General features: G+C 59.7%; 16 protein-coding genes. 9 read left to right on the top strand and 7 right to left on the bottom strand.

Annotated elements, in window-relative coordinates:
• The 6 genes from HY17_RS13390 (at position 1) to hutC (ending at position 11,570) form a co-directional block, all read left to right on the top strand.
• Positions 1 to 1,569 carry an efflux RND transporter periplasmic adaptor subunit gene (locus tag HY17_RS13390; RefSeq protein ID WP_051600096.1) on the top strand — a complete coding sequence of 523 codons (1,569 nt, stop codon included), beginning with the start codon at positions 1 to 3 and terminating at the stop codon, positions 1,567 to 1,569.
• The gene (locus tag HY17_RS13395) at positions 1,566 to 4,709 is read left to right on the top strand and encodes an efflux RND transporter permease subunit (RefSeq protein WP_034767328.1); all 3,144 of its coding nucleotides are present in this window, start codon (positions 1,566 to 1,568) and stop codon (positions 4,707 to 4,709) included. Before HY17_RS13390 ends, HY17_RS13395 begins: the two co-directional genes overlap by 4 nt.
• Positions 4,710 to 5,169: 460 nt before the next feature.
• Positions 5,170 to 7,905, top strand: coding sequence for a TonB-dependent receptor (locus tag HY17_RS13400; protein WP_081813149.1), 2,736 nt, complete (start codon positions 5,170 to 5,172; stop codon positions 7,903 to 7,905).
• A gap of 91 nt (positions 7,906 to 7,996) precedes the next feature.
• Complete coding sequence (locus HY17_RS13405) at positions 7,997 to 8,710, top strand: PepSY domain-containing protein (protein WP_034767330.1); 714 nt, start codon at positions 7,997 to 7,999, stop codon at positions 8,708 to 8,710.
• Between the two features lie 3 nt (positions 8,711 to 8,713).
• Positions 8,714 to 10,552, top strand: coding sequence for a PepSY domain-containing protein (locus HY17_RS13410; protein WP_034767332.1), 1,839 nt, complete (start codon positions 8,714 to 8,716; stop codon positions 10,550 to 10,552).
• A 310-nt stretch (positions 10,553 to 10,862) separates the two neighbouring features.
• Positions 10,863 to 11,570 (top strand): histidine utilization repressor, encoded by a 708-nt coding sequence (hutC, locus tag HY17_RS13415; RefSeq protein WP_034767335.1) that lies wholly within the window; start codon positions 10,863 to 10,865, stop codon positions 11,568 to 11,570.
• A gap of 115 nt (positions 11,571 to 11,685) precedes the next feature.
• Here hutC and hutU read toward each other — a convergent pair whose 3' ends face one another.
• The 4 genes from hutU to hutI are packed head-to-tail and all read right to left on the bottom strand — an operon-like array spanning position 11,686 to position 16,874.
• Entirely contained in the window at positions 11,686 to 13,350 is a 1,665-nt protein-coding gene (gene hutU, locus HY17_RS13420; RefSeq protein ID WP_034767338.1) for a urocanate hydratase, read from the bottom strand.
• Positions 13,343 to 14,146, bottom strand: a complete 804-nt coding sequence (gene hutG / locus HY17_RS13425; RefSeq protein ID WP_034767341.1) for an N-formylglutamate deformylase — start codon at positions 14,144 to 14,146, stop codon at positions 13,343 to 13,345. The genes hutU and hutG overlap by 8 nt, the downstream gene beginning before the upstream one ends.
• Complete coding sequence (gene hutH, locus HY17_RS13430; protein ID WP_034767343.1) at positions 14,143 to 15,681, bottom strand: histidine ammonia-lyase; 1,539 nt, start codon at positions 15,679 to 15,681, stop codon at positions 14,143 to 14,145. The genes hutG and hutH overlap by 4 nt, the downstream gene beginning before the upstream one ends.
• Positions 15,678 to 16,874 (bottom strand): imidazolonepropionase, encoded by a 1,197-nt coding sequence (gene hutI / locus HY17_RS13435; protein ID WP_034767345.1) that lies wholly within the window; start codon positions 16,872 to 16,874, stop codon positions 15,678 to 15,680. The genes hutH and hutI overlap by 4 nt, the downstream gene beginning before the upstream one ends.
• A 70-nt stretch (positions 16,875 to 16,944) precedes the next feature.
• On the opposite strand from hutI, the gene HY17_RS13440 reads away from it, so the two are divergent.
• Positions 16,945 to 18,309, top strand: a complete 1,365-nt coding sequence (locus HY17_RS13440) for a formimidoylglutamate deiminase (protein ID WP_034767347.1) — start codon at positions 16,945 to 16,947, stop codon at positions 18,307 to 18,309.
• Positions 18,306 to 19,007: a GntR family transcriptional regulator gene (locus tag HY17_RS13445; protein WP_034767350.1), complete on the top strand. Its 702-nt coding sequence runs from the start codon at positions 18,306 to 18,308 to the stop codon at positions 19,005 to 19,007. The genes HY17_RS13440 and HY17_RS13445 overlap by 4 nt, the downstream gene beginning before the upstream one ends.
• Positions 19,008 to 19,190: 183 nt before the next feature.
• Here the strand turns inward: HY17_RS13445 and HY17_RS13450 are convergent, their stop codons facing one another.
• From HY17_RS13450 to HY17_RS13460, 3 genes are all read right to left on the bottom strand, one after another.
• Entirely contained in the window at positions 19,191 to 20,195 is a 1,005-nt protein-coding gene (locus HY17_RS13450) for a phytanoyl-CoA dioxygenase family protein (protein ID WP_034767353.1), read from the bottom strand.
• Positions 20,192 to 20,830 carry an acyl-homoserine-lactone synthase gene (locus tag HY17_RS19530; protein WP_051600097.1) on the bottom strand — a complete coding sequence of 213 codons (639 nt, stop codon included), beginning with the start codon at positions 20,828 to 20,830 and terminating at the stop codon, positions 20,192 to 20,194. The genes HY17_RS13450 and HY17_RS19530 overlap by 4 nt, the downstream gene beginning before the upstream one ends.
• A gap of 79 nt (positions 20,831 to 20,909) precedes the next feature.
• On the bottom strand, positions 20,910 to 21,638 hold the full coding sequence (locus HY17_RS13460) for a helix-turn-helix transcriptional regulator (RefSeq protein WP_034767355.1): 729 nt from the start codon (positions 21,636 to 21,638) through the stop codon (positions 20,910 to 20,912).
• 252 nt (positions 21,639 to 21,890) lie between these two features.
• On the opposite strand from HY17_RS13460, the gene HY17_RS13465 reads away from it, so the two are divergent.
• Positions 21,891 to 23,144 carry a M48 family metallopeptidase gene (locus HY17_RS13465; RefSeq protein ID WP_034767357.1) on the top strand — a complete coding sequence of 418 codons (1,254 nt, stop codon included), beginning with the start codon at positions 21,891 to 21,893 and terminating at the stop codon, positions 23,142 to 23,144.
• Positions 23,145 to 23,210: the final 66 nt, after the last annotated feature.

Raw genomic sequence — 23,210 nt, forward strand, 5'->3', positions numbered from 1 at the left:
ATGCGCACCACAAAGCTTATCCTGCTCGCGACCGCATTCGGTCTCGGGCTTGGCGCCGGGGCCGTGGTCATGAGCCTGGCCAGCGGCAGCGCCGGTCAGGCATCCGGGAAGCAGCCTTCAGCAGAAAGGAAGCCCCTCTACTGGGCCGCACCAATGGACAAGAGTTACCGCAGCGACTCTCCCGGCCTGTCGCCCATGGGGATGGAGCTTATTCCGGTTTATGCCGATGACGAGAGTGAGGGCGACGATCGCAACCTCGTCAGGATCAATCCGGCAGTCGAGAACAATATCGGGGTCAGGACAGCGATTGTCGCCACCAGCGAAGCGCTTCCCGCCGTCGAAACCGTCGGTACGGTCCAGATCGATGACGACAATACTTCCGTTGTGGACGTCCGGACTGAAGGCTGGATCGAAAACATGCCCGTCAAGGCGATCGGCGATGAGGTCAGAAAGGGACAATTGCTGTTCCAGATCTATTCGCGCCCCCTCGTCAGTGCGCAGGACGAGTATCTGCAGGCGACGCGCATGGGCAACCAGAACCTGATCACGGCCACAAAATCACGGCTGGTTTCCCTCGGCATGAGTAACCGCGCCATCGAGAGCCTGAAGGAGAGCGGCCAGTCCGAGCGCCTGCTGAATGTCTATTCTCCGAGAAGCGGCATCGTCACGCAGATGGGCGCTGGCGAAGGCGGGTTCGTCAAACCCGGCATGAACGTGCTCAAGATCGCCGACCTCAGAACGGTCTGGGCAATTGCCGATGTCTATGAAGACCAGGTCCACCAGGTCCGTCCCGGTCAGGAAGTCACCATGCGGATGAGTGGGATGCCCGGCCGCGAATGGAAAGGCCTCGTTGAATATATTTACCCGACCGTCAACGCCCGGGCGCGGACCGTTCAGGTCCGGATCAGCTTTGACAACAAGGACGGGCTGCTGAGACCGGACATGTTTGTGCGTCTCAGGATCGAAACCAGCTCCGACGTTCCGTCCGCAGACGCATCGGACAAGGTCGTCATTCCGCGCGAAGCGCTCATCCGGACCGGACGCACCGAACGCGTCATCCTGGCGCTGGGAGATGGCAGGTACCAACCGGCCCAGGTGGTGTCCGGCCGTGAAATCGGGGACGATATCGAAATCTTGTCCGGTCTGGCCGCCGGGGAAAGAATTGTCGTCTCATCGCAATTCCTGCTCGACTCCGAAGCAAGCCTGCGCGGAACCATGCTGAGGCTGACGGCCGGCCAGAACGAAGGTGCGTCCATGGATATGGGTTCGTCATCCGAAATGCGGCAGGAAGGCGCGCCAGAAACACAGCCCGCCGATACGGCGCAGACTCGCGGCATGGTCGTATCTGTCATGCAGGCGCATGGCATGGTGACCATCGAGCACGCCCCGGTCGAAGCCCTCGGCTGGCCATCCATGACCATGGCGTTTGTGACGGATCCGGCTCTGCTGAAAGACATCGGCAAGGGAGACAATGTCGACATTACAGTCAGGGCCGCGCCGGACGACAATGGAAATTACGTCCTCTCGGACATCCGCAAGATCTCGCCGGCCCGGGTGGACGCACAATGATTGCAAGTCTTGTCCGCTGGTCCATCGGGAACCGGGTCCTGATCCTCCTGCTCGCCGCACTCCTGGCCGTCTGGGGCGGCTACACCCTTAAAAAGACGCCCCTGGACGCCATTCCGGACCTCTCCGATGTTCAGGTCATCATCAAGACCACCTATCCGGGCCAGGCGCCCCAGGTCGTGGAAGACCAGGTGACCTATCCGCTGACGACGGCCATGCTGGCCGTGCCCGGCGCGGTCACGGTCCGCGGGTACTCGTTCTTCAATGACAGTTTCGTCTATGTCATCTTCGAGGACGGAACCGATCTCTACTGGGCCCGCTCGCGGGTTCTTGAATACCTCTCCCAGGTCGCACCGACATTGCCAGCGGCCTCCCGCTCCGCGCTGGGTCCGGACGCAACCGGGGTCGGCTGGGTCTATCAGTATGCCCTGGTCGACCGGACCGGCCGGCACGACCTCTCCCAGCTCCGCTCCATACAGGACTGGTTCCTGAAATACGAATTGCAGACGATCGACGGGGTATCCGAAGTCGCAACGATCGGGGGCATGGTCAAACAATACCAAGTCGTCGTTGACCCGGAAAAACTCCGCACGTACGGCATTCCGCTGGACAAGGTCCGTTCCGAGATCGTACGCGGCAACCAAGAAACGGGTGGCCGCGTCATCGAAATGGCCGAAGCCGAGTACATGGTTCGCGCGTCCGGCTACATCAAGGGCATCAAGGACCTCGAATCCATTCCTCTGGCGGTGACCGACAAGGGCACGCCGATCCTTCTGCGGGATGTTGCCCAGATCCGCCTCGGCCCGGAACTCAGGCGCGGGATCGGCGAACTCAATGGTGAGGGCGAAGCGGTCGGCGGCGTGATAATCATGCGCTACGGCGAAAACGCCATGCGCACGATCGACCTCGTGAAAAAGAAACTGGAAACCCTGAAGGAGAGCCTGCCTGAAGGTGTCGAGATCGTGACAACCTATGACCGGTCTTCCCTGATCGAGCGGGCCGTCGACACATTGAAGGAAAAGCTCGTCGAGGAATTTATCGTCGTGCTCCTGGTCTGCGCCCTGTTCCTGTTCCACGTTCGCAGCGCGGTTGTCATCCTGCTCAGCCTGCCGCTCGGAATACTGGCGGCGTTCATCGTGATGAACGCTCAGGGCATTAATGCCAACATCATGTCGCTCGGAGGGATCGCCATCGCCATCGGCGCCATGGTCGACGCCGCGATCGTCATGATCGAGAACATGCACAAGCACATTGAGCGAACGCCTCTGACGAATGAAAACCGCTGGGCGGTCGTGACCCAGGCGGCAATCGAGGTCGGCCCTGCGCTTTTCTTCTCCCTGCTGATCATTACATTCAGCTTTCTCCCGATCTTTGCACTGGAGGCCCAGGAAGGACGGCTATTCCATCCCCTGGCTTTCACAAAGACCTATGCGATGGCCGGCGCGGCGATCCTGTCCGTTACGCTTGTGCCGGTACTCATGGGGTACTTCATCCGGGGCCGGGTTCTGCCCGAACACAAGAACCCGGTGAACCGTCTGTTGATGGGGATCTACCAGCCCTTCATCAACATGGTTCTCAGAGCGCCGGTTCTGATGATCGTGATCGCATTCGCGGTAATGGCCAGCGCGATCATCCCCCTCAGCCGGATGGGGTCGGAGTTCATGCCGGATCTCGACGAAGGCGATCTGCTCTATATGCCGAGCGCATTCCCGGCGGTCTCGGCCGGGAAAATGTCCCAGATATTACAGCAAACCGACAAGCTGATCATGACTGTTCCGGAAGTCGAGACAGTCTACGCCAAGGCGGGACGGGCAGAGACGGCGACCGACCCTGCACCGCTCACCATGGTCGAGACCACGATCCGCCTGAAGCCAAAGGAAGACTGGCGTCCCGGCATGACAACCGCCAAGCTGAAAAAGGAGCTGGATTCGATCGTCCAGGTTCCCAGTCTCACCAATGTCTGGATCATGCCGATCAAGAACCGGATCGACATGCTTGCCACCGGCATCAAGACCCCGATCGGGATCAAGGTTGCCGGTCCTGATCTCCAGGTCATCGGCGATGTCGCCCAGCAGATTGAAACGGTGATCAAGGACGTTCCCGGAACATCTTCGGTTTATGCCGAACGGGTGACCGGCGGACGCTTCGTGGATGTTGATATCGAGCGTGAGGAAGCGGCCCGGTTCGGGCTGAATGTGGCAGATGTGCAGGACCTGGTGAAGACCGCCATCGGCGGCATGACCGTCACCCAGTCCGTCGAGGGACTGGAGCGCTATCCTGTGAATGTGCGCTATCCCCGGGAATATCGTGACTCTCTGGAACGGCTGGAAAACCTCCCGGTCGTGACGAAGACCGGAGCACAGATCCCCCTCTCGCGCCTTGCCGACATTTCCATTTCCGGCGGGCCGGGCGTCATCAGGAGCGAGAATGCCCGCCTGAACGGATGGATCTATGTGGACATATCCGATGTCGACATCGGAACCTATGTCAGGAATGCCAAGAAGGCGGTCGAACAAATCGACCTGCCCGCAGGTTATTCCCTGTCCTGGTCGGGCCAGTATGAATACATGCAGCGCGCCAAGCAGCGCCTCAGCCTCGTCGTTCCGCTGACCCTGGTCATTATCCTTCTGCTGCTCTTCCTCAATTTCAGGCGGCTTGTGCCAGTCTTCATCATCATGGGGACCCTGCCCCTGGCGCTCGTCGGCGGGCTCTGGTTCCTGGACATGCTGGGTTACAACATGTCGGTTGCAGTCGGTGTCGGATTCATTGCGCTCGCCGGGGTATCCGTCGAGATCGGCGTTCTGATGATGGTGTATCTGGAGCATGCTCTGGAGGCCAGAATCGAGCAGGCGCGGGCCGAAAAGCGCGATCTGACCAGGTCTGACCTTCGCGCGGCGGTCATTGAGGGAGCATTGCTTCGCGTCCGCCCCATCATGATGACGGTCGCGGTCGTGATTGCCGGCCTCCTCCCGATCATGCTGGGTTCCGGAACCGGCTCTGAAGTCATGCGCCGCATTGCCGCCCCGATGGTCGGCGGAATGACCAGCGCAACCGTACTGACATTGCTCGTCATCCCCGCCGCATTCCTGATCTGGCAGACACTTGCCCTTAAACTCCCGAAAGAGACATTGGGGACAGAATGAACCTGGGCCATCTGCCACATTGGCCGGTCAAAGGCCTGGAAGAGGTTCTGGGCGGCCACCTTGAGCTCCCGGCCCTCGCCGTCGGTCATATCGCCCTGCACCTGCGAGGGAGGCGCCAGCAGACATAATCTTCTCGCCCCTCCCGCCTCGCCGCGCATTCTCGCCGCTACTGCGCCCTCATGCGCAATATATTGCCATGACAAGCAGCGTTCCGGGTTTGTCCGTGCCCAGATGTATGGTCAGCCCGATACCTGGCCGTTCGTGGTCGTTTTGACCTTGAGCCATCCGGCCCTGAACGCCCTTCTGCGCTGAATTCTTGGGCAATTCGCACGGCGCAGCGCACCAGTTTTTGGCAGGGACAATTTCGAGACAAAAAAATCCAAATCCCGGACTTGCAAGCTGTATAGACAGGTCTATAGTTTTCGAACAAGGTCCAAGAAACGGGGAAAGGGAATAATCAATGTCTCCAGCAAAAAATCGCATTCTGATGGGTGCCGCCATCGCGCCGATCGTTTTGTGGCTCTATGCCCAGCCTGCCGCTGCACAGGAGTCCTCCGGCGAGGACGGCGCGAAAGTCGAAGAAACAGTCACAGTCACCGGCAGCCGCATCAAACGAAAAGACCTGACCAGCGTCGGCCCTGTCACGGTCCTCGACAGCGTCCAGATCGAACAGACCGGCATTTCGAACCTCGAAACGCTGCTTCAGCGTCTTCCGTCCTCTGCCGGATTTGGAGGTAACTCCAACAGCGCCTATTGGGTCTCCAATGGCTGGGGCACGCCCCAGATCAACCTGCGCGGCCTTGGCGTCAACAGGACCCTGGTCCTTCTGAATGGCCGCAGGCTTGTCTATGGCGGAACCGGGGCGAACAGCGCGGTGGATCTCTCCATGATACCCATGTCGCTCGTATCCCGCGTCGAAGTGCTGAAGGACGGCGCGTCGGCAACCTATGGCGCAGACGCCGTTGCCGGCGTGATCAACTTGATCACCAAGGAAGGGTATGACGGGTTCGAAGCATCGGCCAAGTATGGCATGACCGATGAAGGGGACGGCGAGGAAACCCTCCTGGAAATGAGCTGGGGCAACTCAACGCCCGCCGGCGACATCATGTTCAATGTCAGCTATCAGGACAATGGAGCCGCCCCTCTCTGGGACAAGAGCCGCGCGCCTTGCCCCGGTACGCCGACGCCAAACGGCTTTGTATGCGACGGGCTGAGCTCGTCGACGATCGGCGGCCGCGGTACAGTTCCGGCCGGATATGTCATGCCGGATGGCACGGTCCTGACCGGACCGACACGGATCAATTTCAACCAGGACCCGAATGGAGATGGCGACTCTTTCCATATCTATGACGGTGCGCTGGACGGGTTCAACTACAACCGCTACTTCAATGCGTCCAATCCGCTGGAACGCCTGAGCTTTGCGACCTTTGGCACCTATCACCTGACCGAGCATGCCGACCTGTTTGCCGAACTGCTCTATACGAAGCGCTGGTCAAGCCAGCCGGCCTCTCCGGCGACGCTGGTGAATGTTGCATTCGATGCCTCTCACCCGACCAATCCAACCGGGATCGATTTTGTTCTCGAACGCCGCCGTCTGCTCGAAAATGGCGCGCGGACGTTCGAGCAGGAAACCGATACGTTCCGTATCGTTACAGGTGTCAGGGGCTCGCTCGGTGGCTCCTGGAGCTATGAGGCCGCCCTGAACTGGGGCCGCAATACCGGTTCGGACTCCATTCTCAACAATATCAATACCGGCAGACTCGCCCAGACACTCGATCCCGCAACCTGCGGAACCGGGGGCATTCCGTGTGCTGACCTGTTCGGATACGGAGACGTCACCCAGGACGTGCTGGACTATATCGTGTTCACCCAAACTGGTCTTGGCGGAAATGAGCAAAAGGCAATCAGTGCGAGCATGAGCGGCGAGGCCTTCCAGCTTCCGGCCGGACCTGTCGGCGTCGCGTTCGGTGCTGACTGGCGGGAAGACAAGGGTTGGCGCAATCCCGACTCTCTCGCGGTTGCCGGCCTGGCGCTCGGAAATCAGGAGGACCCCATCTCCGGATCCACCAAGGCAACCGAGGTCTTCGCCGAAATCGACGTGCCCCTGTTGAAGGACAAACCCTTCATCGAGGCGCTCGATTTTGACGGTGCGATCCGCTACTCCGACTATGACCTGTTCGGAAGCGACACCAATTACAAGGCCGGATTGAACTGGCGGATCAATCCCGCGCTCAAGTTCCGCGGCACCTATACAACTGCCTTCCGCATCCCCAACATACCGGAACTCTTTGGCGGGGTTTCCGAAGGCAACCTGACGACGGTCGATCCGTGCTCGAACTGGTCATCCCTGTCTCCGTCAAGCAACATTTACCAGAACTGCCAGGCTGCCGGGGTACCGACCAATTATGTCCAGCTCGGCAATACGGTCCTGACAGATGCCGGCGGCAACCCGGATCTCCAGCCGGAGTCGGCAGAATCCTTCACCCTGGGGACGGTCTTCCAGCCAATCGAAGGTCTGTCTCTGACACTCGACTATTTTGACATCCAGATCGACAATGCGATCCGGACCACGCCAGGTTCCACCAAGCTCCTGTTGTGCTACGAATCCGTCAACCTGTCGCACGAGTTCTGTGGCCCGCAGCATCACACCCGCAACCCGCTCAATGGTGACGTCAATTATCTCTCCACGCAGAACGCCAATACCGGTAGCGAGACGATGAAGGGCCTGGACATTGGCGTCGTCTATTCTTTCGAGAAGTTTGGCCTCGACCACGCGCTTGATCTGAAAGCGACCTATCTCTCCGAATATGAGACGGTCGCGTTTGATGGCGACACACCGACGGTCATCGACGGCCATATCGGCGGCGGGAATGGCGGCTATCCGAACTGGCGCGCTGTCGGATCGTGGACGACCACGGCCCGGAAATGGAGCGGAACCTATTCCGTTCAGATGATCGGCGAAGGCGATGATTTCTATGCCACCTCCGGTCCGGGCTCCAGTATTCCCGCCCAGTTCTACCACAATGCACAGCTGTCATATGATCTCAGCGACGCGCTTCGCCTGAGTGTCGGGATTGACAATATCTTCCAGAATGACCCGCCCTTCGTGGCCAGCTGGACGGACGGCAATACCGATACGATGACCTATGACCTGCTCGGTCGGCGCGGTTATCTGCGTGTGACCTACAGACGATAGCGCAGGCTTTCAGGACCCCCATCGGCAGGCTGCCTACCGATGGGGGTCCGGTTTTCCCCTTCCCATACCGGATCAATGTGAGGTGCCGGCCATGGCCAGAGCAATCGCCTTCAATGTACGCCAGTGGCACAAGTGGGTTTCGCTGTTTGTCGGAATACAGGCCATGCTCTGGCTGGCATCCGGCCTCTACATGGTGATCATCAACCTGAACTTCATTCATGGTGATCATCTCGTCCGCAACATGTCCGATACGCTACCGCCGGGCTACACGCCGGGCTTCGGATTCGAAGAGGTCATGTCAAGCTATCCGCAAGCTGAACTGATTTCCCTCGAAACATGGCTCGGCAAGCCGTATTACCGTGTCCAGACGATTGATGGCCGGGTCCTTGTTGATGCGCAGACCGGAATCCAGCGGTCTCCTCTCGACCGGACCGACGCGATCGCCGTTGCCCAATACCACTATGCCCGCCCGGGCGAGGCAAAATCCGCGCAGTTGCTCGTGGATCAGGCCAATGCGCCAAGCGAAATACAGGGCCGAAAGCTGCCTCTGTGGAGAATCGATTTCGAGGACCCGGGCAGGACGTCCTTCTACGTCTCACCGGACGATGGGGCGCTTGTTACCCGGCGGCACGATTATTGGCGGATTTTCGATTTCGTATGGATGCTGCACATCATGGACTACAAGGACAGGGCCGATGTGAACAACACACTCCTGCGCGCATTTGCCGGTCTTGGACTCATCCTCTCGATTGCAGGTATCTGGTTGCTCTGGTTCAGCTTCAAACACCGCCGCGGAGTCCGTTGACCCATGACAATCATTCGGGAAGTTCATAAATGGATTGGCCTTCTGCTCGGACTGCAGTTGCTGCTGTGGATGTTCAGTGGTCTGGGCATGGCCATTCTGCCGCACGCGAAGGTCGCCGGCGACCATCACAGGGTGGATTCAGAACCAGGACTGCTTCTGGCGGAGGTTGCTGAGCAGATCGCTCCGCCACTATCCGGGAGTGCTTCGGATGTCCGCCGGGTCGAATTGCGCCTCCTCTCAGATCGAGCCGTCTTCCAGGTCGATACCGGAGGGGGGGCATACCTTTTGGACGCAGCAAGTGGATCCCCGATTGCGATCGATGAAAGCGGTGCCCGGCAAATTGCGGCGCGCGATTATTCCGGCGATGCAGGAATTTCGACCGTCAGACATCTCGAACATCCGACGCTGGAGATCAGGGACCATGCCGGCCCCGCCTGGCAGGTCAACTTCAGTGATCCGGAACGTACAAGCCTCTATGTGTCTGCCGAAACGGGCGACATACTTGAAAGGCGGAACAATTACTGGCGAACATTCGATACGCTCTGGATGCTCCACATCATGGACTATTCCAATAGGTCGAACTTCAACAATCCACTCGTCATCCTGTCGGCCCTTATCCTTTTCTGGCTCGGCCTGAGCGGCCTTGTGCTCTGGTGGGACAGCTTCCACCGGGAGGATTTCCGCGCCATCGTCTCCCGCTTGACCGGCAAGAAACCGGTCCTCCTGTCCGTGGCAAGCCCGAGCGGGGACCTGCTGAAGACTGTCCGAACCCCGGGACACCAGACCCTTTACGCCGCACTGGAGGCTGAAGGCTATGCACTTCCCTCTTCGTGTGGAGGGGGCGGGTCCTGCGGGCTCTGCAAGATCAAGACGAGTCCTGATTCGCCGGCAACAGCCGCCGATCGCAGGCAGATACCGGAAGCGGATCTTGACCGGGGTGTCCGGCTGGCCTGCCAGCATCGTCTGTCATCTGACGTGTCCGTCACGCTTCCCGACGGCCTGCTTGACGCGAGACGCCTTGACGGCGAAGTCGTCTCTTCCAGACGTCTCACGCCGGACATGTTTGAAATTCGCATCGCCCTTCCGGCGCCCCTGGGATTTCGCTCTGGCAGCTATATCGAAGTGGAAATTCCGCCCTACAGTACGGACCTGGACCAGATCAACCTTCCGGATCCGGTCAAATCGCTGTGGCGGACATCCGGAACGGGCGAGCGCATCCAGTCCGCTCGTCCGCTCGTTCGCACCTATTCCCTTGCCAATGCGCCAGGCGAGACCGGCAGCGAAGTGACGCTGAATGTCCGCCTCGTTCTGGCAGGTCCCGAACATGCCGGAGCGCCCGTCGGTCTCGGATCGGCCTATATGACCTCGCGCCGACCGGGCGATACCCTTTCCCTGAGGGGCCCGCTCGGAGATTTCCATGTGGGCGAGCACGAGGAAGAGCGTGTCTTTATCGGCGGCGGTGCCGGCATTGCCCCCCTGCGCTCGATGATCCGGGACCAGTTGCTCAACAAGGGTTCGACGTCCCGGATGTGGCTCTGGTACGGCGCAAGAACCCCGGAGGCGCTGGCATACCGGGAGGAATTCGAGCAATTGGCCACGGACTTCGACAATTTTTCATGGCAAGTCGCACTCTCGCATCTGGAGCCTCACCAGGAATGGGAAGGGCACAAGGGGTGGATCCACGAGATCTTCCGGAACAATTTTCTCGCCACACACCCGGACCCCGGGCGCTGCAGCTTCTACGTATGCGGACCGCCGCCTATGCTGGAGGCCGTTCTCAACCTGCTGCGAGGAGCGGGAATCAGGGAAGAAAAGATTGCATTTGATGATTTTGGCATCTGATCCGGCTCACTCTCCAGCCCGGGGCGGCAATATTTCGGCCCTGCAGCTCCCGCAGCCCGCAGCGCCGGATTAGCCCGGCCCGACAACACATGACAGATAGCCCTGGCCTCTTCCGCGCGTGCGATCATGGCGCCTTGTACCTGAAAGCACTTGAATCCTGACGCTCTTGGATGGAAAGGACACCTGCACTGGACACCGCGGAGGCTGTACTTGTCACATTCTTTGCTCCTGCCTGCCACCCGAAGTGTTCCCTGTTACCCGCACGCCGACGTCGATCAGCCGGCCCTTTTGAAGAACCTGGATAATACAGATGTCACCTGCCCCACTCTATGAACAGATCAAGCAGCATATCACTGATCTGATCGAAACCGGTGAACTGGGCCCGAATGACCGCCTGCCGTCCGAGACGGATCTGGCAGCGGAATTTCAGGTCGCCCGGATGACCGTTCACCGCGCCATCAAGGAACTCAAGGATTCAGGGGTCGTGACCCGAATCGCAGGTGTGGGCACATTTGTCGCTGAAACCCAGTCGAGCGGGCAATTGATTGCGGTCAACAACATTGCCGATGAGATCCGCTCACGGAACAGCGCCTACTCAGCCGTGATGGTTCAGAATGCAAGAGAGCGGGCCTCTAGAGCCGTTGCGCAACAACTGGAGATCGACCCGGGCTCACCGGTATTCCACTCGATCGTTGTCCACATGGAGAACGGGACTCCCCTTCAGCTGGAAGAGCGTTTCGTGCCGCAATGCCTGTTGCCAGGATATGGCGATGTGGATTTCAGCCGGACAACGCCAAACGAATATCTGATGAAACATGCCCCGCTCCAGAAATTCGAGCACAGGGTCAAATCCGTACTAGCCGAACCGGACGTGCGCAAACTTCTGAGGATCAACAAGGATGAACCCTGCCTAGTCCTGTTGCGCCGTACATGGAGCCGTCGGCGAGTCGTCTCCTTTGCCCGCATGACGTATCCAGGTTCGCGCTACGAATTTCTCGATCGTGTCGCCTCCGCCTGAAAGGGCTGAAGGCGATCCATCGCCGTCGTTGAGGGACCGAACCGGGCAGGCCTGCCGGGCCGGTTCAGCCCCTCCTTGCATGCCGCTTCCCGACCTGGCCGCCAAGAGTGATTGCCTACAGGATGCCAGGAAGGTCCAGCTCATACTCGCGCGCGCAGTCGAGGGCGGACTGGTAACCGGCATCGGCATGACGCATCACGCCGGTCGCCGGGTCGTTCCACAGGACGCGGGCAATCCGCCGGTCGGCGCTTTCCGTGCCGTCGCAACAGACCACCATGCCCGCATGTTGCGAAAAGCCCATGCCCACACCGCCGCCATGATGCAGCGAGACCCAGGTCGCCCCGGATGCGGTATTGAGGAGCGCATTCAGAAGCGGCCAGTCGGATACAGCATCCGATCCATCCCGCATGCCTTCCGTTTCCCGGTTCGGTGACGCGACAGAGCCGGAATCCAGATGGTCGCGGCCGATAACGATGGGGGCGGACAATTCTCCCTTTCGCACCATCTCGTTGAAGGCAAGACCTAGTCTGTGCCTGACCCCAAGCCCGACCCAGCAGATCCGCGCTGGCAGCCCCTGGAACGAAATGCGGCTTCGCGCCATGTCGAGCCAGTTGTGCAGGTGCGGATCATTGACAAGTTCCCGAACTTTCGCATCGGTCTTGTAGATATCTTCCGGATCCCCCGACAGGGCGCACCAGCGGAAGGGCCCGATGCCACGGCAGAAGAGAGGCCGGATATAGGCAGGTACAAATCCGGGGAAGTCGAATGCAGTGGAAAGCCCCTCTTCCTTTGCGACCTGCCGGATATTGTTGCCATAGTCGAACGTCGGGACACCGGCATCCCAGAAATTCACCATGGCCTCCACATGTGCCTTCATACTCGCACGTGCGGCAAGTTCGACGGCCTTCGGGTCGCTTTCCTGACGTTCACGCCACTCGGCAACACTCCATCCCTGCGGCAGATAGCCATGAACCGGATCATGCGCGCTGGTCTGATCGGTTACCATGTCCGGCCGGACACCGCGGTCGAATATTTCCTGGAATATGTCGGCGGCGTTACCAATCAGGCCGACCGACTTCGCTTCACCGGCCGCTGTCCATTTCGCAATCAGGTCGAGCGCCTCATCGAGCGAATGAGTCTTGTGGTCGACATACCCCGTTCTCAGGCGAAAATCGACACGCGTCTCATCGCATTCCACAGCCAGGCAAGAGGCGCCCGCCATGACCGCGGCCAGGGGTTGGGCGCCCCCCATGCCTCCAAGACCGCCCGTCAGGATCCAGCGCCCCGACAGCTCGCCGCCATAATGCTGGCGGCCCGCCTCCATGAAGGTTTCGTACGTACCCTGCACGATCCCCTGGGACCCGATATAGATCCACGAGCCAGCCGTCATCTGGCCGTACATGGCCAGCCCCTTCCGGTCCAGTTCGTTGAAATGATCCCAATTAGCCCAGTGGGGCACCAGGTTCGAATTCGCGATCAAGACGCGCGGTGCGTCCTCATGCGTCCGGAAAACGCCGACAGGCTTGCCGGACTGAACAAGGAGCGTTTCATTGTCTTCAAGACGCTGGAGCGTCTCGACAATGCGGTCAAAATCCTTCCATGTCCGGGCAGCCCGCCCAATCCCGCCATAGACGACAAGTTCGTGCGGGTTTTCTGCCACATCGGGATGAAGATTGTTCATCAGCATGCGCATTGGTGCTTCCGTCTGCCAGCTTCTTGCGGTGATCTCCTTTCCCGTGGGCGGAAATACATCGCGCTGATTGTGCCGGTTATTATTCATGGCTTTGTCCCATTTCGGTCGTTGCATCTTCAATGGCTCTGAGTATCCCTCTCAGATGACTGCGCAGGCGTTCCGCCTTCGCAGAGTCATATTCAAATGGCACACACTCGCTTGCGAGATAGTTTGCCTGGGCCAGTTCGATCTGGATCGCATGGACCCCTTTGCCGGGGCGGCCATAATGGCGGGTTGTCCACCCCCCCCGGAACCGCCCGTCGCGGACAAATGTGTAATCCCTCCCGTTCCGGCACGCGTTCACGGCGGCTTCCGCAATGCGCTCGTCGCACGAAGTTCCGAGATTGGTACCAAGATTGATGTCCGGAAGCACCCCATCGAACAGGAAAGGGATCCGGGATCGGATCGAGTGACAGTCCACCAGGACGGCGAGACCATGCTTGCGATGCACCCGCTCCAGTTCCCCGGCCAGCGCGGCATGATAGGGATGGTGCCAGGCTGCAAGACGGGCTTCGATATCTGTGCGCCCGGGCGCCTCCGCCCAGATTGCGTTCCCGTCAAAATCCGTCATCGGAACAAGGTCGGTCGTGTTCGCGCCGTCATAGAGCGGGCTTCCGTCCGGATCCCTGTTCGCGTCGATCAGGTATCTGTGAAAGTTTGCCCTGACGACAGTCGCATCCGGCAATAAATCAGCATACAGCCTGTCCGCATGCCAATCGGTATCGGCAAGGGAACGGGCCGGCGGCCGCAGGTTTGCGTAAATATCGGGCGGCAGGTATGTCCCGCTGTGCGGAACGCCAAGGACGATCGCGCCCTCTCCGGACTTGATATCGACGGGTCTCATGCAGCAACCCCGTCTACACTTTCGGGCAGTCCTGCTGCCCGCGACAGGGCTGCGTCCCGCACAAGGGTATTCATTTCTGCAAGATCCGGCGCCAGAAACCGGTCTTCGTCCAGTCTCGGAACCCTCGCCCGGATTGCAGCGAGAACATCCCTCAATGCGGGGCTGGTCCTCAGCGGTTCGCGAAACTCCACGCTTTGCGCCGCGCAAAGAAATTCCACCGACAGGATCATGCTGAGATTCCGGTTCATCCTGCCAAGCCGGCGCGCGCCATGGGCCGCCATGGACACGTGGTCCTCCTGGTTTGCGGAAGTGGGCGTGGAATCGGTCGAACACGGATTTGCGATGTGCTTGTTTTCGCTCATGAGAGCTGCTGACGTGACCTCGGCGATCATCATGCCGGAATTCAGCCCGGGAGCCCGGGTCAGGAATGGCGGCAAGTGGAAGGACAGGGCCGGGTCGACCATGACTGCGATCCGCCGCTGCGCGATGGCGCCGATTTCGGCGATCGCCAATGCGATCATGTCCGCCGCGAACGCGACCGGTTCGGCATGGAAGTTTCCGCCCGAAACGATTTCGTTCCGCTCGACCAGGACAAGCGGATTGTCGGATACGGCGTTGGCTTCGATCTCCAGCGTCCGTCCCACCATGTCGAGAAGGTCCAGCGCGGCGCCAGTCACCTGCGGCTGGCATCGGATGCAATAGGGATCCTGGACCCGTCCATCCCCTTCGCGATGGCTGTCCCGGATTTCCGACCCCTCAATGATGTCACGGATCGCCCGCGCAACGCGCTTTTGTCCGGGATGGCCCCGCAACTCGTGTATTTCCGCAAGGAATGGCGCTGTCGACCCCATGACCGCATCTGTCGAGAGCGCGGAGGAAACAAGGGATTGCAGCAGGTTCCGTTTGGCATCGAACAATCCCGCAAGCGCGCAGGCCGTTGAAAACTGCGTTCCATTGATCAGGCCCAGGCCTTCCTTGGCACCGAATTCCACGGGCGACAGGCCCGCTGCCTCCAGGCCCACCCTGGCCGGCATCCGGCGCCCCTGAAAGAAGACTTCCCCCTCTCCCATCATCGCCGCCGCCATATGCGCCAGCGGCGCCAGATCACCAGATGCCCCGACAGAGCCCTGCTCGGGTATGATGGGCAGGACGCCTTCGCTGACCATTCTCTCGATCAGCACCGCGACCTGCCAGGATACACCAGACGCACCGCGGCCGATCGACAGGAGTTTCAGCACCATCATGAGCCTCACGGTGGCAGGCTCCAGCGGGTCACCAACACCACAGCAATGGGACAGGACAAGGTTGCGCTGCAGCCTGGCCGTGTCGGCCGGTGCAATCTTGATGCTGGCAAGTTTTCCAAAGCCGGTGTTCACACCATAAATCGCCTGCTCGCCTTCAGCTGCCCGCGCGACCACGACTGCGGCCCGGTCGACATCCTTGCGGGCCCGCTCAGCCAGCCTGACAGGCACGTCCGAGCGCCAGATATTTTCCAGCGCCGCCAGACCCGTGGCGCCAGGTTCCAGGACAATCATGTGACCTCTCCGCAAAAAATACGCTTGTACAATGGATTGAAACCGATCCGGCAGGACAGTTCCGCAGGATGTTCCACATCCCAGACCGCGAGATCTGCAGACTGCCCTGCATGCATGCGCCCGACATCCTCCAGGCCAAGCGCCATCGCGCCATTCCGGGTGACGCCGCGCAGCGCTTCTTCAGGCGTCAGACGAAACAGGACGCAGGCCATGTTCATCGCGCTCAGAAGCGAGGTCATCGGTGAGGAACCGGGATTGCAGTCCGTCGCAATCGCCATGGGCACGTGATGCTCACGGAATGCCGCAACAGGCGGAAGCCGGGTTTCCTGGAGGAAGTAAAATGCGCCCGGAAGCAGGACCGCCACGCTCCCGCGGCGTCCCATCGCCTCAGCATCTTCCAGCGTTGCATATTCCAGATGGTCACACGAAATCGCGGAATATTCTGCGGCAAGGCGTGCCCCGCCTAGCCAGGACAATTGCTCGGCGTGCAGTTTTACGGGCAAGCCGAGAGATCGCGCCTTTTCGAACACTGTCCGGATGTTTTGCGGCGAAAAGGCAATGGTCTCGCAGAACCCGTCCACCGCATCGGCCAGACCCTCGGCCTTTGCGCCTTCCATTGCCGGAAGGCAGACATCCGAAAGGTAATCGTCCGGGCGCCCCGCATATTCGCGAGGCAGCGTATGGGCTCCCAAGAAGCTGGTTCGGACCCGCACCGGCCGCGCCCTTGCCACCTTCCGCGCCACTCGGAGCATCTTCAACTCGGTTTCGATGTCCAGCCCATAGCCGGACTTGATTTCGAGCGTCGTCAGCCCTTCCGCAATCAGGGCGTCCACACGCGTCAGGGCGGACCTCAGAAGATCCTCCTCGCTTGCAGCCCGGGTCGCCTCCACGGTCGAGACGATGCCGCCTCCGGACCGGGAAATTTCCTCATAGGATGCCCCGTTCAGACGCGCCTCGAATTCAGCGGAGCGATTCCCTGCATGCACAATATGGGTATGGCAATCCACAAGACCGGGCGTGACGAGGCGACCTTCAAGATCCAGGCGCTCATCGTTCCGGGCAGCTTCAGGAATATCCGCGCACGTTCCGACCCAACGCAACCGCCCGTCTTTCATCCAGACGGCCCCATCCGGAACGAGTCCGTACGGCTCATTTCCTTCAAGCGTCGCGAGCTTTGCGTGCGTCAGTAACATGATTTCCTGTTGCCTGAGGGTACGGTCTGCTGCATATGTATATACATAATATTAGACTAGGAAAGATGTAATGACGGTCATCTGGGCGAAAAAAGCGCTCCTGTCGGATGGGTGGTCCGATGCGGTCCGCGTGGAAACGAGCCCGGAGGGCACCATCCTGTCCGTGCGCTCAGGGCACCCCCCGGAAGGCACCCGGACCGGCCTGCTTCTCTCCTCCCCGGCCAACGTTCATTCGCATGCTTTCCAGCGTACCATGGCCGGACTTACCGAGGGTCGCGGACCTGATGGAAAGGACAATTTCTGGACGTGGCGCAAACTGATGTTCCGGTTCCTGGAACGCCTGGCACCTCGTCACATCGAAGACATCGCAGCATTTGTTCAGATGGAAATGCTCGAAGCTGGTTATGCAGCAAGTGTCGAATTCCACTATCTCCATCACCAACCTGACGGGACGCCATACGAAAACCTCGCGGAAACTTCCGAACGGATCGCGGCAGCGGCCACGACAAGTGGCATCGGCCTTACGCTGCTCCCTGTGCTCTACCAGTACGGAGGATGCGATAAGCGCCCCCTTGATCGGGGCCAGATCAGATTTGGCAACACTTTCGACCGGTTCGCGCGGCTTGTCGAAAAGGCACAGGGCGCCTTGGGAAGGCTTCCGGCGGATTGCAGGCTGGGCGTAGCCCCTCACAGCCTGCGGGCTGTTGCTGACAATGACATAGCACGGGTCGAACAGCTCCTGCCTTCCGGCCCGGTCCACATGCACCTGGCGGAGCAGCAGGAAGAAGTTGACGAAGTCCTGGAACGCTATGGTACCCGTCCGGTCACCTGGTTCCTGGACAATTGCAATGCCGGCCCCAGATGGTGCCTCATTCACTGCACCCGGATGGAGAAAACTGAAACCATCCGTCTGGCGGGCTCAGGGGCCGTCGCAGGCGTCTGCCCCTCTACCGAGGCCAATCTCGGAGATGGGATATTTCAGGCAGACACCTGGCTCGAACATGACGGGCCAATTGCAATCGGTTCGGATTCAAACATTCGCATCTCTCTGGCAGAAGAATTGAGGGCCCTGGAATACTCCCAGCGCCTGAGAGACCATGCCCGCGCCGTGTTGTCGCGGTCCGGCCATTCGACGGGGCGAACGCTCTTCGAAGCCATTTCGAAAGGCGGCGCAACGGCCGCCGGACGCAACAGCGGCCGGATAGAGGAAGGCGCTCTGGCAGACCTTTTCGCGCTTGACATTGACAGCATCTGCCTGGCTGGGCTTGAAGGTGACACGCTTCTGGATAGCTATGTTTTCGCCGGCGATGATGGTCTTGTTACGGATGTCTGGTCCGCCGGACGTCACCTTGTCAGAGAAGGTCGCCACGTCGGCCGAGACAAGATCTTGGAGAAATATCGCAGGACAATGAGTGAACTCAGGGACGCGCTATGACAGACACGCCGTTCAATAGCTGGCAGTCAGTCCAGGAGGAAGTGCTGGCCCGAATTCATTCGCGGCAATGGAAACCCGGCGACCTCATCCCGAACGAGGCGGATCTTGCCCAGGAATTCGGTTGCGCCCGGGCAACAGTGAACCGCGCCCTGCAGAACCTGGCGGATGAAGGCCTGCTGGACCGGCGCCGCAAGGCCGGCACCCGTGTTGCGACACACCCGGTCCGCAAGGCGACCATGTACATTCCCGTCATACGCCAGGAAATAGCAGATAAGGGACATGAATACGGCTATGAACTGATCTGCTCTGAACGAGTCCTTCCACCTACTGAAGTCTGCAATATCATGGAATTCGGCAGGCGCGCCCGCGCTCAACATATCGTCTGTATACATACCGCTGACGGCCGCCCCTATGTGATCGAAGATCGCTGGCTGAACCCGAAATGGGTTTCGGTGGAGGAAATATCGATCTTCAACGAAATCAGTCCGAATGAGTGGCTCGTCACACATGTCCCGTTTACGGAAGGTGAAATCATGTTTTCCGCCATGTCAGCCGGCAAGACAGAAGCGGGATTGCTTTCCTGCAAGGAAGGCGAGGCATTGTTTGTCATTAACCGCACGACCCGCAACAAGCAGGAGGCGATTACCTCCGTCCGGCTGATCTTTGCTCCGGGCTACCGGATCGAGACCGGCATCTGATCTTTCAAGGTTCGCCGGCTACCGAGGAAGCACTTTGAAAGAGATACGTCTCAGCCGGACCTGACCCAAGCAACGCCACTTCCGCAATGCTACGCTACGAATATGCGCGGCGCGGGCGCTGCCAGCATGGGAACACCTCCCGCGAAACCGCAGAATGCTCGCATTCCGGTCGTATGCACAATATCAGACAGGGCGATTGAGGTTGTCATAGGCTTCGGACAAGCAGAAGCTTGGCCAGGGTCTTGGCCAGACGATGGGATAGTCCGCCGAAATCAGCTTGTCGCCATCACGAAGATCATGCGCCACTCCAACTTGCGGTATCGCCCCGGGCCGGTCGAAATAACGGACTTCGTCCCCGCAATAACGGAACGACATCGCCCGCCGCCAGTGGTCAGACCGATTCCCTCCCGATCCGTGTAGCGTCATGACGTGATGGATGATGACGTCACCGGGTTCGACCTGAAATGAGACGATATCGTATGCTGCCTGCTCGCCTTCTATATCCAGACATTTCGGATGTGGCGACGACCGGATGGGCGTTTGCGAGACAAACACATTAGGCGCGTAGGTCTCACCCCATTTGTGGGACCCGCGAACATATTGCATTGTTCCGTTCTCGCGGTTCGCCGGATCGAGCGGAATCCAGACGATGACACACTGCTCGCCCTCGATCTGGAAATAGGCAAGATCCTGATGGAAGGCGGTCTTCTGCCGCGTGTGTGGCGCCTTCACGAAGGTCGTGTCTTCCCAGAAATTGAGATAGTTCGCTCCAAGCAGCTCTGCCGCGATCCCCGGCAGAACCGAGTCGAACGCAACTTTCCGTATGCCTTGGTCCCACCGCCAGGCCGCGACATCATAGAAGAAAAGCCCGCCTTCATTTGCTTCGGCCTCTTCCATGAGCGGCCGTGCGGTCGCATCGCCACGCACCAGATCTTTCACCGCCTGCATGTCGAAGCGGTTCGCTGCGCCGGCCTCTACTGGCCCTGACCTGTCCCAGATTTGCTGGGCGAGCGCTTCGAAATCATAACCCGTCGCCGACTCTCCCAGCTGGTCCATCTGCTTTTTTACAGCCATCCGGAGATGTTCGACTTCGTCCGGGGTTAGGACATTCCTCAAACAGACGACACCATCGCGTTCAAACGCCCGGGTATCATCGGCGGAAACCGCATCGGATCGATCATGTGTCATGCCGAGGCCCTGAACTTCGGTGCAAGGTACTCTGCAACAATTGTTTCTGCGTCCCGGTACCGGTCCATCTGGCGGTCGAGTGTTTCCTTGTCGATTTGGGATACGGCCGGGATCCAGGCCCAGTCATCCCCATCCCTTCGCGGAAGCCCGAGCGGCTCGGTCGACCAGACCCGCTGGACGAGATTGTAGAACTTCTGGTGTGTGAGCCAGCTGAGGCGCGAAACCCCGTGATCGAGGCACCAGACGGTGAGTCCCAGCCCCAGGCGGCACCTTGTCCGGAAATCCTCGACCGGGTCCCGCATTCGCTTGCGGTCCGTCACGAAGCGGGAACATTCCCAAATGTCTTCGCCGACCGGATAGGGCTGGAGGTCGCAATAATCGGCAAAGAGTTCGCTCATCATGTGTGGGCGGGTCGTCGGATTGATCCGGGACGATGCCAGAATGTCGCCATCGCTGGAAAGCACCAGGACGTAGACCGTCGCGTCGATATCGAACTGGTCCTTGTCATATCCCTTCCGGATACCGGGGATATGCCAACCCCATTCTTCAACGACGATCCGATAGCGCATCTCATGCATCGCATGGATGAGGTCGCGGTGCGCGTCGCGATTGTCTGGCGTGATGATCTTGAACATGGAGCCTCCTGCCGCACCTGATTGTGAGTGGAGGATGGGTCGGGACCGACTTGCCGTCATGTCCACATTCGGGGGCTTGTCAGGGAAAGATCTGGCCATGCGCGATGGCCGAGGAGACCAGGTGCGCGCGATTGACAGCGTCAAGTTTCCGGCAGGCCCGCTGCAGCGTTTTCTTCACGGTGTCTTCCCTGATCCCCAGAATATGCGCGATCTCCCAGTTTGACTTGCCCGCTGCTGCGAACTGAACGCATTCGGCTTCGCGTGGCGATAGTTCCGCCAGCTTCTGGTAGGGAAACGGCCCCATAAGCTCTTCCAGATGGTAATAGGCTGTCTGGCAGACGATCTCGAGTTCAGCGATGTGGGTTCGCGACAAATCCGGCATCTTGTCGCCGCCGAGCGAAACGCCGCCCGATATGCTGTCAAGCGCGTGCATCGGAAACATCATGCCATCCGTGATGCCATAATCATGCACCATGTCGACGACCATGCGCCCGATCCGTGATGCATGCGCATGCGCCTCAGCCCAGCTGAACGGACGTTTCGACTTGATCGCGCAAAGCGCGATCGGATCATGAAGGATGGCGAGACGGCTGAGCCGCCTCGCCTTCAATTCTTCGGGCCAGTTCGACAGGTATAGAATATCCTTGAGCGGAACATTGAGCGGATTGACAAGCTGACCGAGATAGACCCGACTGAATCCATACGGTTCACTGAACCTGGCAAGACGTTCGATCGCGTCCTTTCCAGTTGTCGTTGCCTGAATGGCACGGATGGCCTCCAGCACAGCTGCGCCATCATAATCACTCATGGCCTGCCGTCTCCAAATACTTCAGGTGCCGTCCTTGCAGGCACTCGCCTAGCGCTCTCACCCCACCCGGACGACCAATCCATTGCACGCGTCGCGCGACGTGTCCTTCTCCGCACCCTCTCGAAGCGCCGGAACGCTCCTACCACTTATTATTGTTTTTTGTTACCCCTTATGGTTTAATGTTTTCTTGTAGGGGTTGGCGCGAATTGCCGTCCCGTATCGTTGTCACACCTCATCCGTGAGACCTTGGTCATGCCTGAGTTCCATGACAGAGACATCGCCCGCGCTGACGCGCTTTTCAGGCGCGGTGAGACGGATGCAGCCTGTTCGGAATTTGAGTCAATTCTGGGAATTGATCCCTGCAATGTTGTGGCGTTGCACGGCCTTGGCCTCTGCCTGCACGCGCGCGGTGAGCGCGATTGTGCCCTTTCAACCTTCAGGCAGGCAGTCTCGCTCGATCCATCCGCCTGGACATCCTGGCAGTCGATCGCCGATCTGACGCCTAACGAGGCGGAAAGGCGCTGTGCCATTGATCAGGCAGCAGATATTCTCCTGTCTCTTTGCCAGGCCGGCATCCCGTCATCCAGGCGAATCCGGCAAACCGTCCGCGCGCTCGTTTGCGCCAGCCGAAGCCAGCAGGCACTGCAGCTGCTCCATGAGCACTTCTGCAACTTTGATGATCCGGCGCTAGCCCATATGCTGATCGCCGGCACTCACTATTCGCTCGGGCAGTTTGAAGCCGCCGCGCAGCATCACTATCTGGCCCTCCCGCAGGCGCCAGGCGCGCCGCGATCATCTGGCAATTCCGCCTTTGAACCGGAACGCGCGATGAACGTGCTTCTTAAACTCTGCTCCCTGCTTGAGACGGGCGGGTTCAGGCCTTTCCCGGTTGCCGGAACATTGCTTGGCCTCGTCCGGTCCGGCGGACTTCTGCCACATGATCGCGACGTGGATATTGGTCTCATGCGCGGCGAGAATGGCGGCAAGGACCCTGTCGATTTCATACGGGCCCATCCGGCACTACTTCTCCCCCATTCAGCCCGCCCCGGCGACCGCTATGTCGGCCTTGCCGTTGACGGGATCGCTGCCGACATTTTCGTATTCGACCGGACGCCAGCCGGCACGGTATGCGGCTTTTCCCACCTGTCAGGCGACATCCAGTGGCGGCATACCTCCTTCCTGCTCCGGAAAGAGCGGCTGGGCGGGTACACTTTCCATATCCCCGATCCCGCAGAGACATATCTCGCTGAATTTTATGGCCCGGACTGGCGCGTGCCGGATCTGGGATTTGCCTCCGGCCTCAGTTCCCCCGCGCTTGCCGGGACCAGCTTGCATGCGATCGCCTATCTGGCCCTGGCGCGGGTACGCAATTGCCAGCTTGCCGGAAACCCGGAAAAAGCGGAAGCGCTCCTGCAGCAATTACCACAGTTGGGGGCAGCCGGGGCAAGGTCCGTCACCTGCACGATTGGCCAGACCACACCTGCCATCAATCGGCAGGCCAGATAACCAGGGCATCGCTCTGGCAATCAAGCGACGCATCCCGCCTTCTTTATCCGGAAGAAGGCATCCACA

The sequence above is a fragment of the Hyphomonas sp. CY54-11-8 genome, assembly GCF_000682735.1.
Lineage (GTDB): Bacteria > Pseudomonadota > Alphaproteobacteria > Caulobacterales > Hyphomonadaceae > Hyphomonas.